At 70.3% G+C, this 13,123-nt stretch carries 13 protein-coding genes; 3 read left to right on the top strand and 10 right to left on the bottom strand.

Annotated features, from left to right (window positions below; translation table 11 throughout):
• Positions 1-37 precede the first annotated feature (37 nt).
• Positions 38-2,338 (top strand): heavy metal translocating P-type ATPase, encoded by a 2,301-nt coding sequence (locus GBB76_RS11410; protein ID WP_152303412.1) that lies wholly within the window; start codon positions 38-40, stop codon positions 2,336-2,338.
• A 145-nt stretch (positions 2,339-2,483) separates the two neighbouring features.
• Here GBB76_RS11410 and argH read toward each other — a convergent pair whose 3' ends face one another.
• Positions 2,484-3,869 (bottom strand): argininosuccinate lyase, encoded by a 1,386-nt coding sequence (gene argH / locus GBB76_RS11405; RefSeq protein ID WP_152303411.1) that lies wholly within the window; start codon positions 3,867-3,869, stop codon positions 2,484-2,486.
• Positions 3,870-3,895: 26 nt separating this feature from the next.
• On the opposite strand from argH, the gene GBB76_RS11400 reads away from it, so the two are divergent.
• Positions 3,896-4,669, top strand: coding sequence for a TlpA disulfide reductase family protein (locus GBB76_RS11400; protein ID WP_202911085.1), 774 nt, complete (start codon positions 3,896-3,898; stop codon positions 4,667-4,669).
• On the opposite strand, the gene GBB76_RS11395 is transcribed toward GBB76_RS11400, so the two are convergent.
• Entirely contained in the window at positions 4,647-5,648 is a 1,002-nt protein-coding gene (locus GBB76_RS11395) for a sensor domain-containing diguanylate cyclase (RefSeq protein WP_162375569.1), read from the bottom strand. The genes GBB76_RS11400 and GBB76_RS11395 overlap by 23 nt on opposite strands.
• Before the next feature lie 202 nt (positions 5,649-5,850).
• Here GBB76_RS11395 and GBB76_RS11390 point away from each other — a divergent pair, with 202 nt between their 5' ends.
• A complete protein-coding gene (locus GBB76_RS11390; RefSeq protein WP_152303409.1) occupies positions 5,851-6,789 on the top strand; it encodes a DMT family transporter in 939 nt (312 codons plus the stop codon).
• Positions 6,790-6,967: 178 nt separating this feature from the next.
• On the opposite strand, the gene GBB76_RS11385 is transcribed toward GBB76_RS11390, so the two are convergent.
• The 8 genes from GBB76_RS11385 to GBB76_RS11350 all read right to left on the bottom strand — a co-directional run bounded on the left by GBB76_RS11385 (position 6,968) and on the right by GBB76_RS11350 (position 13,047).
• The gene (locus GBB76_RS11385) at positions 6,968-7,849 is read right to left on the bottom strand and encodes a 3-hydroxybutyryl-CoA dehydrogenase (protein WP_152303408.1); all 882 of its coding nucleotides are present in this window, start codon (positions 7,847-7,849) and stop codon (positions 6,968-6,970) included.
• An 88-nt stretch (positions 7,850-7,937) separates the two neighbouring features.
• Positions 7,938-8,882 (bottom strand): electron transfer flavoprotein subunit alpha/FixB family protein, encoded by a 945-nt coding sequence (locus tag GBB76_RS11380; protein WP_202911226.1) that lies wholly within the window; start codon positions 8,880-8,882, stop codon positions 7,938-7,940.
• 14 nt (positions 8,883-8,896) lie between these two features.
• Positions 8,897-9,646 (bottom strand): electron transfer flavoprotein subunit beta/FixA family protein, encoded by a 750-nt coding sequence (locus GBB76_RS11375; protein ID WP_152303406.1) that lies wholly within the window; start codon positions 9,644-9,646, stop codon positions 8,897-8,899.
• Between the two features lie 235 nt (positions 9,647-9,881).
• The gene (locus GBB76_RS11370; RefSeq protein ID WP_152303405.1) at positions 9,882-10,601 is read right to left on the bottom strand and encodes a rhomboid family intramembrane serine protease; all 720 of its coding nucleotides are present in this window, start codon (positions 10,599-10,601) and stop codon (positions 9,882-9,884) included.
• Between the two features lie 4 nt (positions 10,602-10,605).
• Positions 10,606-11,214 carry a cob(I)yrinic acid a,c-diamide adenosyltransferase gene (locus tag GBB76_RS11365; RefSeq protein WP_152303404.1) on the bottom strand — a complete coding sequence of 203 codons (609 nt, stop codon included), beginning with the start codon at positions 11,212-11,214 and terminating at the stop codon, positions 10,606-10,608.
• Positions 11,215-11,235: 21 nt separating this feature from the next.
• Positions 11,236-11,439: a twin transmembrane helix small protein gene (locus GBB76_RS11360; protein WP_152303403.1), complete on the bottom strand. Its 204-nt coding sequence runs from the start codon at positions 11,437-11,439 to the stop codon at positions 11,236-11,238.
• Positions 11,440-11,466: 27 nt separating this feature from the next.
• Positions 11,467-11,943 (bottom strand): TspO/MBR family protein, encoded by a 477-nt coding sequence (locus tag GBB76_RS11355; RefSeq protein WP_152303402.1) that lies wholly within the window; start codon positions 11,941-11,943, stop codon positions 11,467-11,469.
• A 114-nt stretch (positions 11,944-12,057) separates the two neighbouring features.
• Complete coding sequence (locus GBB76_RS11350; RefSeq protein WP_202911084.1) at positions 12,058-13,047, bottom strand: hypothetical protein; 990 nt, start codon at positions 13,045-13,047, stop codon at positions 12,058-12,060.
• Between the last annotated feature and the right edge of the window lie 76 nt (positions 13,048-13,123).

Raw genomic sequence — 13,123 nt, 5'->3', positions numbered from 1 at the left:
GTCCGCGATGACGCCCGGTTCGCACAGGAGCCGCACCATGTCCGCCGTGAAGACCCGCTACCGCATCGAGGGAATGGACTGCGCGTCCTGTGCCGCGAAGATCGACACGGCGGTGCGGCGGGTGAAGGGCGTGGAGGAGGTCTCGGTCTCCGTGACCGCCGGCACGATGACCGTCGCGCACGAGGCGGCGGACCTTGTCCTGCTGGAGACTCGGGTCGCGGGGCTGGGCTACGGCATCGTGCGGCTGACGGCGGCGAGCGTAGCGGCACCCGTGGCGCCGACCCAAGACCAAGACCACGACCACGACCACGACCACGCGCATGTGCACGGCGCCGGCTGTGCCGGGGGGCACGACCATGACCACGACCACCACCACGCGCATGACCACAGCCACGATCACAGTCACGCTCAGGTTCCGGCGGCGCCGGCGCGCGCCGCGCCGGAGGCTCATGGTCACGCCCACCTGCCGGGTGATGTGCCGTGGTGGAAGACCGGCAAGGCGCGCCTGACCCTGGTCTGCGGCGCGGCGCTGGCGGCGGCCTATGGGCTCGGCCATTTCTTCCCCGGGCTCGACCCGTGGATCTTCATCGCCGCGCTCTCGGTCGGCCTCGTCCCGATCGCCCGCCGGGCGCTGATGGCGGCGCTGTCGGGCACGCCCTTCTCCATCGAGACGCTGATGACCATCGCCGCCGTCGGCGCCGTCATCATCGGCGCCTCGGAGGAGGCGGCCGCCGTGGTGTTCCTGTTCCTCGTCGGCGAGTTGCTGGAGGGCGTCGCCGCCGGACGGGCGCGCGATTCGATCCGCGCCCTCACCAGCCTGGTGCCGAAGACCGCCCGCCGCGTCGAGGGCGCCTCCACCCGCGAGGTGCCGGCGGACAGCCTCGCGGTCGGCGACGTCATCCTCGTGCGGCCCGGCGAGCGCATTCCCGCCGATGGCGAGGTGCTGGAGGGCGCCGGCTCGGTGAACGAGGCGCCGCTGACCGGCGAGAGCGTGCCGGTCGCCAAGCAGGCGGGCGATGCGGTCTTCGCCGGCACGGTGAACGGCGAGGCGGCGCTGACCGTGCGCACCACCACCGAACCCTCCGACAACACCATCGCCCGCGTGGTCCGCCTCGTCGAGGAGGCGCAGGAGAGCAAGGCGCCGACCGAGCGCTTCATCGACCGCTTCGCCCGCTGGTACACGCCCTTCGTGGTGCTGCTGGCGGCGCTGGTCGCCGTGGTGCCGCCGCTGCTGTTCAGCGCCTCATGGGACGAATGGATCTACAAGGGCCTCGCCTTGCTGCTGATCGGCTGCCCCTGCGCGCTGGTGATCTCGACGCCAGCCGCCATCGCGGCGGGTCTCGCCTCCGGCGCGCGGCGCGGGCTGCTGATCAAGGGCGGCGCGGTGCTGGAGGTGCTGCGCACGGTGAACGCGGTGGCGCTCGACAAGACCGGCACGCTGACCGAGGGCAAGCCGAAAGTGACGGATGTGGTGGCCTTCGAGGGCGAGGAGGCGGCGCTGCTTGCGCGCGCGGCCGCGCTGGAGGCCGGCTCCACCCACCCGCTGGCGAGCGCCATACTGAACGAGGCCGCCGCGCGCGGGCTTGTCGCGCCGCCGGTGAGCGCCGCCGGCGCGCTGGGCGGGGAGGGGGTGAGCGGCACGGTCGACGGCGCCGCGCTGTTCCTCGGCTCGCCGAAGGCGGCGGGCGCACGCGCGCCGCTGAGCGCGGAGCAGAGCGCCGCCATCCACTCCTTGAACGATGACGGCAAGACCGTCGCCGTGCTGCTGGCCGACGGGCGCGCCGCCGGCCTCATCGCCATGCGCGACGAGCCGCGTCCCGACGCGGCCGCCGGGCTGGCGGCGCTGACGGCGGCGGGCATCCGCACGGTGATGCTGACCGGCGACAACGAGCGCACGGCGAAGGCCATCGGCGCCGCTCTGGGCATCGAGGTGCGCGCCGGGCTGATGCCGGCCGACAAGCAGGCCATCATCGGCGAGATGAAGGCCCAGGGCCTCGTCGTCGCCAAGGTCGGCGACGGCATCAACGACGCGCCGGCGCTGGCGGCGGCCGATGTCGGCATCGCCATGGGCGGAGGCACCGATGTCGCGCTGGAGACGGCGGACGCCGCCGTGCTGCACGGGAGGGTCGGCGACGTCGCGGCGATGATCGATCTGTCGCGCGCCACCATGGGCAATATCCACCAGAACATCACGCTGGCGCTGGGGCTGAAGGCGGTGTTCCTCGTCACCACCATCGCCGGTATCACCGGCCTGTGGCCGGCGATCCTCGCCGACACCGGCGCCACCGTGCTGGTGACGGCGAACGCCCTGCGGCTGCTGGGGCGGAAGGCGGGGTGAGGACCGACTGAGGGAGCGGCGGCCAACAGAGCATCGTCATGCCCGGGCTTGGCCCGGGCATCCATGTCTTTGCACCCCAGAGAAGCCGTGGATGGCCGGGCCAAGCCCGGCCATGACGGTCATCGGATGTGGCGGGCGGCCGGCCTTACGCCTTCGCCAGCAGCTTCAGCCAGCGGCGTGCCTGCGCGCGCACATTCTTCGGCGCGGTGCCGCCATAGGAGACGCGGCTCGCCACCGATTTCGACACCGAGAGCACGCCGAACACTTCCGCCGTGATGCGCGGCTCGACCGACTGCATCTCGGCCAGCGAGAGCTTGTGCAGCGGCGCGTCCTTGGCCGAGGCCAGCGCGACGATGCGGCCGGTGACGTGGTGCGCCTCGCGGAAGGGCAGGCCGAGCACGCGCACCAGCCAGTCGGCGAGATCGGTGGCGGTGGAATAGCCGGAACCGGCCGCCGCCTTCATCCGCTTCTCGTCCGGCACCATGTCGCGCACCATGCCGGATGTGGCGGCGATCATCAGCGAGAGGGTGGAGAGGGCGTCGAACGTGCCTTCCTTGTCCTCCTGCATGTCCTTGGCATAGGCCAGCGCCAGCCCCTTCATCACCATCAGCAAGCCATTGAAAGCACCCGCGATTCGGCCGATCTTGGCGCGCACCAGCTCGGCGGCGTCGGGGTTGCGCTTCTGCGGCATGATCGAGGAGCCGGAGGTGAAGCGGTCGGAGAGCTTCATCAGCCCCACCAGCGGCGAGGTCCAGATCACGATCTCCTCGGCGAAGCGGGAGAGGTGCATGGCGCAGATCGAGGCGCTGGCCAGCGTCTCCAGCACGAAGTCGCGGTCGGAGACCGAATCGAGCGAGTTCGCCGTCGGGCGGTCGAAGCCGAGGGCGCTCGCGGTGGCGAAACGGTCGATGGGGAAAGAGGTGCCGGCCAGCGCGGCGGCGCCGAGCGGGCACTCGTTGAGCCGCGCGCGGGCGTCCTTGAGCCGGCCGCGGTCGCGCCCGAGCATCTCGACATAGGCCAGAAGATGGTGGCCGAAGGTCACGGGCTGGGCGGTCTGAAGGTGCGTGAAGCCGGGCATCACCGTGCCGGAATGGATCAGCGCCTTCTCGGCCAGCGCGAGCTGGAGGTCCTTGAGCTGGGTGTCCAGCGTGTCGATGGTGTCGCGCACATAGAGCCGGAAATCGGTCGCCACCTGGTCGTTGCGGGAGCGGGCGGTGTGCAGGCGCCCGGCGGCGGGGCCGAGCAGGGTGGCGAGGCGCGACTCGACGTTCATGTGGATGTCTTCCAGCGCGCGCTGGAAGGTGAAGTCGCCGGAATCGATCTCTGACAGGATCGTGTCTAGACCGGCGACGATCTTTTCGGCATCAGCCCTGTCGATGATCCCCTGTGCCGCCAGCATCGAGGCATGCGCCTTCGACCCCGCAATGTCCTGCGCGTATAGCCGCTGGTCGAAACCGATGGAGGCGTTTATCTCCTCCATGATCGCATCGGGGCCGGTCTCGAAGCGGCCGCCCCACATCTTGTTGCTCATGCTGACTAATCTCCGCGAGGACGGCCATGACCGAACGACCTGAGGACGCGACGGGGCCCGGGACGACGGGACAGGCGCGGCCGAGAGGCCGTTTCGCCCTGCTGGTGTCGGCCGCGCTGCTCCTCGGCGTCCTCGCCGGGCTGGCAGGCGTATACGGGATCGGAGGCGTCGGGCGCAACGTCGTTGCCACCGGGCCCGCCGTGCCGCCGGCAGCCGGCGGGGCCGATATGGGCAATCAGGCCGGTGGGGTGGACGATCAGTGCCGTGCGGCCAGCGAGGCCGGCAAGCGCCTCGCCGCCTTCGCCACCGGGGAACTCGCCGCCTTCGCGCCGACGCTCAAGCCGACCCGCATTCCCGACCTCGCCTTCCTCGCCCCCGACGGCACGCCGGTGAAGCTGTCGCAGGTCGGCGGCGACGGGCTGAAGCTCGTGAACATCTGGGCGACCTGGTGCGTGCCGTGCCGCAAGGAGATGCCGGCGCTCGACCAGTTGCAGGCGACGCTCGGCCGCAAGGGCAGCGGCGACGTGCCCGGCTTCGAGGTGGTGGCGCTCAACATCGACACCCGCGATCCGGCCAAGCCGAAGGTCTTCTTCGACGAGATCGGCATCAAGAATCTGGCGCTCTATGCCGACCCCAAGGCGCAGGCGTTCCAGGACCTGCGCGCGGTGGGGCGCGGCTTCGGCCTGCCGACCACCATGCTGATCGACGCCACCGGCTGCGAGATCGGCCACATTGCCGGCCCGGCCGAATGGGCGAGCCCGGACGCCATCGCGCTGATCAGGGCCGCACTGGGAAGCTAGATCGACGGCGGATCCCCGCCGGCATGGGCCATGTGCCGTCCGCCGGCGCGATCCACACACGATTCCGACCGCCGGTCTTGACCTGGTACAGCGCGGCGTCGGCGCGGTGGAGCACATCCTCCAGCTCGCGATCGGCGGGACTCGCCACGGTGACGCCGATGCTGGCGGTGACCGGGATGGCGTGGCCGGCGAAGCTGGCGGGGCTGGCCGCCAGCGCGCTGCGGAACCTCTCGGCGGCGATGCCGGCCTCCGTTATGTCGGCCTTCGGCATCACGCAGGTGAACTCGTCGCCGCCCAGGCGGGCAAAAAGATCGCAGCTGCGGAAACTGGCCTGGCCGACGGCCGCCACATGCCGCAGCACCTCGTCGCCCGCCGCATGGCCATACGCGTCGTTGATCTCCTTGAACCTGTCGAGATCGATCATCAGCACCGCCAGCGAGCTGCCGAAGCGATGAAAGCGGCTCAGTTCCACCGGAGCGAAGATGTCAAGGAAACGGCGGTTCGCCAGTCCGGTCAGCGGATCGGTGGCGGCGAGGCGGGCAAAGTCCGCCTCGATGCGCTTGCGGTCGGTGATGTTCATGTGGGACACCACCGCGCCGACCAGCGGACCGCGGGCGTCCGGCTGGTCCGCCACTTCGAGGCGCCGCCGCAACGGGGTGACGCGCACCAGGAACCATCTCAGCGCCGTCGGCGAATGGCAGGCATAGTCTATCTCGAACTCTTCCCTTTCGCCGGCGAGCACCGCCTGAAGCCCTCGGGCGAAGGGCATCGCCTCCTCCGAGGCGTCCCCCGTCGCGTGCCGGCACACGTCGAGGTAATTGATGCCGATCGGGTTCACCAGCCGATGGGCGCCGTCGCGCTCGGCGTCGTCCTTCCACGCCCTGTTCACCGCCGTGATGGCGCCGTCGGTATCGAGCACGCAGATCTGCAGGGGGAGTGCATCGATGACGGCGATCGCGAGGTCGTCGTCGCGCAGCAATTCACCGTGATACGGCATCTCGTCGTAGCCTGTGAGCGGCCTCTCGTGCGGCGAGGCCCCATTGCCGAAGTGTGTCATGAAACTAGCGCTAAATCCGAACTATTCCAGTGTTCGGCGCTGGACGGCTCACAGGCGATTTCGGGTGGTGCCGGCAGGCGAGACGGTCTAACAGGGCGTTCCTGAAACCGCGCAGTGCCCCCGCATGGCTTCCGCCCCCCGCGTATCCTCCTCGCCCGTGCCCATGGCACCTTCCGACTGGGGCGCGCTGGCGCTGCTGGGGCTGATCTGGGGCGGCTCCTTCTTCTTCGGCAAGGTGGCGATCGCGGAGATCCCGCCGCTGACCATGGTGCTGACGCGCGTGGCCATCGGGGCGCTGGCGCTGTGGGTCATCGCCCGGGCGCGCGGCGTCCACATGCCGCTGAACCGGCGGCTGGTGGCCGAGTTCATGCTGCTGGCGGTCATCGCCAACATCATTCCGTTCGGGCTGATCGCCTGGTCGCAGCAGCATCTGCCGAGCGGGCTGTCCTCCATCCTCAACGCCGCGACGCCGCTGTTCACCGTGCTGGTGGCGCAGGCCTTCACCCATGACGAGAAGTTCACCCTCGGCAAGCTGACCGGCGTGAGCCTGGGCTTTCTCGGCGTGGCGGTCATGATGGGGCCGGCGCTGCTCGGCCAGCTCGGCGGGCACGAACTGCCCGCCCAGCTCGCGGCCATCGGCGCCACCGTGTCCTACGGCTTCGCGGCGGTCTATTCCCGGCGCTTCCGCCATCTGCCGCCGCTCGGCATCGCCATGGTGCAGCTGGCCAGCTCCAGCCTGCTGCTGCTGCCGGCGGTGGCGGTGATCGACCAGCCATGGAATCTGCCGGCGCCCTCGCTGCCGGTGATCGGCGCCCTTCTCGGCCTCGGCGTGCTCTCCACCGGGCTGGCCTATATCCTCTATTTCCGCATCGTCGGGCGGAACGGGGCGACCAACATCTCGCTGGTGACGTTCCTGGTGCCGGTGAGCGCCATCCTGCTCGGCGCGCTGGTGCTGGGCGAGGCGCTGGAGCCGCGCGAATTCGCCGGCTTCGCCATCATCGCGCTGGGGCTGGCGGCGATCGACGGCCGCCCGGCGCGGTGGCTGCGGGGGAGGATGGGGTAGGGGTGCCTGCCGCTGTCATCCCGGCCGGGCGGAGCGAGAGCCGGGATCGTCATCCGCCTATCGGCACGCGATCCCGGATCGGCCTGCGGCCGTCCGGGATGACGGAAAGGCAGATGCGTCTGGTCCTGCGAGGCCCGGCTGCGCCGGGGCCTGCTCAACGTGCCGGCGTGCCCCGCCTCTAGCGGGTCGGCACCGGCTTCTCGCCGCGATAGTCGTAGAAGCCGCGCTGGGTCTTGCGGCCGAGCCAGCCGGCTTCGACATACTTCACCAGCAGCGGGCAGGGGCGGTACTTGCTGTCGGCCAGCCCCTCATGCAGCACCTGCATGATCGACAGGCACGTATCCAGCCCGATGAAGTCGGCGAGCTGGAGCGGGCCCATCGGGTGGTTGGCCCCTAACCGCATGGCGGTGTCGATGGCGTCGACCGAGCCCACGCCCTCATAGAGCGTGTAGATCGCCTCGTTGATCATCGGCAGCAGGATGCGGTTGACCATGAAGGCGGGGAAGTCCTCCGACACCGCATAGGTCTTGCCCAGCCGGCTGACGAAGGCCTTGGACAGCTCGAAGGTCTCGTCCTCGGTGGCGATGCCGCGCACCAGCTCGACGAGCTGCATCAGCGGCACCGGATTCATGAAGTGGATGCCGATGAAGCGCTCGGGCCGGTCCGTCGAGGCGGCGAGCCGGGTGATCGAGATGGACGAGGTGTTGGTGGCGAGGATCGCCTCGGGCTTCAGGAACGGGCAGACCGAGGAGAAGATCTTGCGCTTGATCTCCTCCTTCTCCACCGCCGCCTCGATCACCAGGTCGACCTCGGCGAGATCGGCGGTCTGGTTGGTGCCGTGGATGCGCCCGAGCGCGGCCTGCTTCTCGGCCTCGCTATAGGCGCCCTTGGAGACCTGACGCGCCATGTTGCCGTTGATGGTGGCCAGGCCCGACTTGATGCGGTCGGACTCGAGGTCGTTCAGCACGACATCATAGCCGGCAAGCGCGCACACATGCGCGATGCCGTTGCCCATCTGGCCCGCCCCGATGATGCCGACGCGCTTGATATCGAAAGCCATGGTCCGTTCGTCCTGCCCCTGTCGGCGGCCGCCGCCGCGCTTCGTTGCCGGCGTGCTTTGCCGACGACCGTTCCAGTATAGAGCGCCGTCAGCCTTTTGCCTTAGCTATTTCGGCCGTCAGCTCCGGCACGATCTGGAACAGATCGCCCACGAGGCCGTAGTCGGCCACCTGGAAGATCGGGGCCTCCTCGTCCTTGTTCACCGCCACGATGACCTTGGAATCCTTCATGCCGGCGAGGTGCTGGATGGCGCCGGAAATGCCGAGCGCGACATAGAGGTCGGGCGCCACCACCTTGCCGGTCTGGCCGACCTGCCAGTCGTTCGGCGCGTAGCCGGCATCGACCGCCGCGCGCGAGGCGCCGACCGCCGCGCCCAGCGCGTCGGCCAGCGGCTCGACCACGGAATGGAAGTTCTCCGCCGAGCCGATGGCCCGTCCGCCCGAGACGATGATGCGGGCGGCGGTCAGCTCGGGCCGGGCGCTGGTGGCGATCTCTTCGCCGACGAAGCGCGAGCCGGCGCCGGCGCCGGCGGCATCCACGGCGCGGACCGGCGCGCTGCCGGCCTCGCCGACCGGCGCGAAGCCGGCGGTGCGGATGGTGAGCACCTTCGTCGCGTCGGTGGCCCGCACGCGCTGGATCGCGTTGCCGGCATAGATCGGCCGGTCGAACGTGTCGGGCGCGACGACGGCGACGACGTCGGAGACCTGCATCACGTCGAGCAGCGCGGCGATGCGCGGCAGCACGCTCTTGCCGAAGGCGGTGGAGGCGGCGACGATCGCGCCATAGCCGGGCGCCAGCGCGAGGCCGAGCGCGCTCACCGGCTCGGCGAGGCGGTGGGCATAGGCGGGCGCATCGGCGAGCAGCACCTCGGCGACGCCCTCGAGCCGGGCGGCGGCCTCGGCGGCGGCGCGGGCGTTCTCGCCCACCACCAGCACATGCACCGGGGCGCCGAGCGCCAGAGCGGCGGTCAGCGCGCGGGCGGTGACCGGGTTGAGGCTGGCATCGTCATGCTCGGCGAGGAGCAGGGTCGGCAGATGGTCGGCCATGGTCAGAGCACTCCCGCCTTCTTGAGGTGGTCGACGAGTTCGGCCGGCGAGCCGACCTTGATGCCGGCGGTGCGGCCGGCGGGCTCGGTGGTGGAGAGGATTTCCAGGCGCGGGGCGAGGTCGACGCCGAGTTCGGAGGCGGACTTCTCGTCGATCGGCTTCTTCTTCGCCTTCATGATGTTGGGCAGCGAGGCGTAGCGCGGCTCGTTGAGGCGCAGATCGGTGGTCAGCACCGTCGGCAGGTCGAGGTCCAGCGTCTGCAGGCCGCCGTCGATCTCGCGGGTGACGGAGAGGGTGCCCTCGCCGACCGCGACCTTCGAGGCGAAGGTCGCCTGCGGCCAGCCGAGCAGGGCGGCCAGCATCTGGCCGGTCTGGTTGCAGTCGTCGTCGATCGCCTGCTTGCCGAGGATGACGAGGCCGGGCGCCTCCGCCTCGACGATCTTCTTCAGGAGCTTGGCGACGGTGAGCGGCTCGATGCCGGCGTCGTCGGTCTTCACCCAGATGCCGCGGTCGGCGCCCATGGCGAGAGCGGTGCGGATGGTCTCGTCGGTCTTGACCGGGCCGATGGAGACGGCGACGACTTCGCTCGCCTTGCCGGCCTCCCTCAGGCGCAGCGCCTCCTCGACGGCGATCTCGTCGAAGGGGTTCATCGACATCTTGATGTTGGCGAGCTCCACCCCCGAGCCGTCCGCCCTGACGCGGATCTTGACGTTGTAGTCGACGACCCGCTTCACGGGCACCAGGATCTTCATCACACATCTCCCGTCGGGCGTGGCCGCGTGGCCCGCCCTTGGCAGCCGCATTCGGGGAAGGCAGAGCCGCCAGCGAGGCCGTGCAAGGGACCGGATGGGGGCGCTTGTGGGCGGTGCTGCGGGGCGGCTCGGCCTGCGGAAAACCGCGGCAAACTATGGTTCGGCCCGAGGGCTGTCAACGCCGTCGCGGCGGGCGCCCGCCGCCATGCAGGGGCCGGTGCAGGCCCCTCGAATGTCAGACCGGCGGGGGGCCGCCGGGCGTGCCGTCGCGCGTCATCACCCAGAGCGGCACGCCGCGCCGGCGCATGAACACGACCAGCACCGCGCCGGTGGCGAGCCCGCCTATATGCGCCCACCACGCCGTGTCCTGCTCGCCGGAGGCGAACAGGCTCCAGAGCTGGAAGCCGATCCACGCCCCCAGCGGCCAGATGGCGGGGATGCGCAGCGGCAGGCGCATGAACATCAGCACCCAGATCCGCACATTGGGGTGCAGCATGAGATAGGCGCCGACCAACCCGGAGATTCCCGCCGAGGCGCCGACCAGCGGCGAGGCGGAATCGGGCATGGCGAGCGCATGGGCGAGGCCGCCGGCGATGCCGCACAGCAGATAGAAGACCAGGAAGCGCAGATGGCCGAGTGCGTCCTCCACATTGTCGCCGAACACCCAGAGGAAGGCCATGTTGCCGGCGAGGTGCAGCCAGCCGCCATGCAGGAACATGTAGCTGACGAGGGTCAGCTCGGAGGGCAGGCGCGCATATTCGGCCGGCAGCACGGCGGCGTGCGTCACCACGGCGGGGATGGCGCCGTAGCCGAAGGCCGAGGCGACGTCGATCTCCGGCCGGTAGCCGTGCTGGACGAAGACGAAGATCAGCACGTTGAGCGCGATCAGCGCCCAGGTGACATAGGCGTGGGTGATCCCTTCCAGCGGGTTGTCGTCGTTGAAGGGGATCAGCATGGTGTCAGCCGGCGCGTCCTGCCGCCGGCACCCAGAGCACGTCGCCGGCTTCGCCCTCGCCCGCCGCGCGGAAATTGGCGGCGCGGCTCATGACGAAGAGAAGGTCGGAGAGGCGGTTGAGATATTTCACCGCCGCCGGCGACACGATCTCGCCCGGCGTGCCCGCCAGTTCGACCGCCAGCCGCTCGGCGCGCCGGCAGACGGTGCGCGCGACATGAAGATGCGCTGCCGCCGGGGTGCCGGCCGGCAGCACGAAGGAGCGCAGCGGCTTGAGCGGGGCGTTGATCGCGTCGATGTCGCGCTCCAGCCGGTCGACCTGCGAGGCGACGATGCGCAGCGGCTCGTAGCCGAGCGGCTCCCCGGTGTCGGGCGTGGCGAGGTCGGCGCCGAGGTCGAACAGGTCGTTCTGGATGCGCGCGAGCATCGCCTCCATGTCGGCGAGGCCGGCCTCCGCGCCGGCGTGCAGGCGGGCGACGCCGATGGCGGCGTTGGTCTCGTCCACCGTGCCATAGGCGGCCACGCGCAGATCGTGCTTCGGCCGCCGCTCGCCGCTGCCGAGCGCGGTGGTGCCGTCGTCGCCGGTGCGCGTGTAGATGCGGTTCAGCACCACCATGGGGATGCTTCCTCTAGGGAATTAGCTGTGATTCATCAGGATGATGGTGGCGAGCACGAAGCACAGCGCCACCGCCTGCAGCAGCACGCGCCACTGCATCAGCTTCTGCGACAGGAGGGGCGAGCCGCCGCGCGCCATGTTGGCGAGGCCGAGCACGAGGACCAGCGCGACCGAGCCCAGCGCGATCGGCAGGATGATGAATTTGGCGATGGTGACGACGTCCATCGGGGGTCTCCGGGCTCGCGGGAGCCTTCAGTTCAGGGCGACAATGGCAGCATTGAGTGCTGTCGCATAGGATACCCACGCCAGATAGGGGGCCAGCAGCCAGGCCGCCATGCGGTCGATCCGCGCGCTCGCCCAGAGGGTGGCGGCGATGGCGAGCCAGAGCGCGATCACCACGACGAGCGCGGCTCCCGGCGCCTCCATCCCGAAGAACACCGGCGACCAGATCGCGTTGAGCGCGAGCTGCACGAACCATAGCAGGACCGCCCTCCGCCGCTCCGGCGAGGGCGCGTGAAGCTGCCAGAGCCGCCAGAGCGCCACCGCCATCAGCACGTAGAGCGTGGTCCAGGCGATGGGGAACACCGCGTCGGGCGGCGTCCAGGTCGGCTTGGCGAGGCCGGCATACCAGGTCGGGATCTTCGGCGTGGTGGCGAGCGAGCCGACCGCACCGACGGCGAGGCACAGCCCGACCGCGACGACGAGGCGGAAGAAGGAGAGGGTCTTCATGCGGTTCCTCCGGCCGGGGAATCGAAGCGCGAACGTGCCATCTTATACGCGCGGGCGCCGCGACGGTTCACGCCGCGCGGTCCCGTGCCGCACCCTTTTCACGCCGGCCCTCTTTTACGCCGGGGCGGCGGGATCGGTACCCGCCGGGCCGGGGCCCCAGGGCGCGCGGCGGCCGGACGGGAACCGCGCGGCGAGGTCGCGGAAGGCCGAGGAGGCGCCGTCGAGCCGCGCCGTCCAGTCCGGGTCCGGGGTCTGGCCGCGAATGGCGATGTCGTAGGCTTGCAGCAGCGCGGCGATGGACAGCGGCTCGATCAGCGCCGCCTTCAGCGCCCAGGCGAGGATGGCGGCGAACACCACCCCGAAGCCGGTGAGCCCGCCCGGCAGCGCATAGGCGAGGCCGATGGCGGGGCCGAGCAGGAACAGGAAGATGAGCGCGGTGGCGGCATATTCGAACAGCGCGATCCACACCGCGTTGCGGATGAGTGCGCCCGCATTCTGGGCGTAGAGCACCAGCCCGTCGCGCGCCGCCTGCGCCGGTGGCTCACCCTCGCGGCGGATGATGTAGGCGAGGATCACCTCGTCGACGAGGCCGAGCGCGATCTTCAGGACCGCACTGACGAAGTCGTTCAGCGTCTTGAATCCGGGAATCCAGCCGGTCACGAGGTTGAGGATGCCGACCAGCGCGCGCACCACGCCGCGAATGAGCAGGTCGAGGCCGAACAGGAGGTTCACTTCGAGGAAACGCGCCTTCACCATGGCGACGGCATAGGAGATCTGGTCCTGCCCGCCGGGGAGGGTGCCGCCGCGCAGCAGCGCGTCCATCGCCGCCACATGGCCGGCCTTGACCAGATAGATCAGATATTGGCGCACCCACCACAGCACGCCGCAGACGAGGCCGAAGCCGGCGAGGGCGCCGATCAGCGCGCCGGTGATCTCGCCATCTTCGCCAAAGGCGAGGCCGATGGCCCAGCCGATGCCCGCTCCCGCGCCGGTGCCGGCGATGAAGCCGAAGGCGATGCCGACATGGACGACGAGGCGCAGCAGCACGAAGGGCCAGGTGCGCAGCACCAGCGCGATCGTCGTCGCGACCGAGAAATCCCACATGGCGCCGCCCCCACAGCAAAGCCCCGCCCCGGCGGCAGCCGGGACGGGACAGCGTAGAACGCTTTCGCGAGGTTGG

This window comes from Ancylobacter sp. TS-1, assembly GCF_009223885.1.
Taxonomy (GTDB): domain Bacteria; phylum Pseudomonadota; class Alphaproteobacteria; order Rhizobiales; family Xanthobacteraceae; genus Ancylobacter.
The sequence above is the reverse complement of the archived record's forward strand: the minus strand, read 5'-3'. Positions and strand labels throughout refer to the sequence as shown.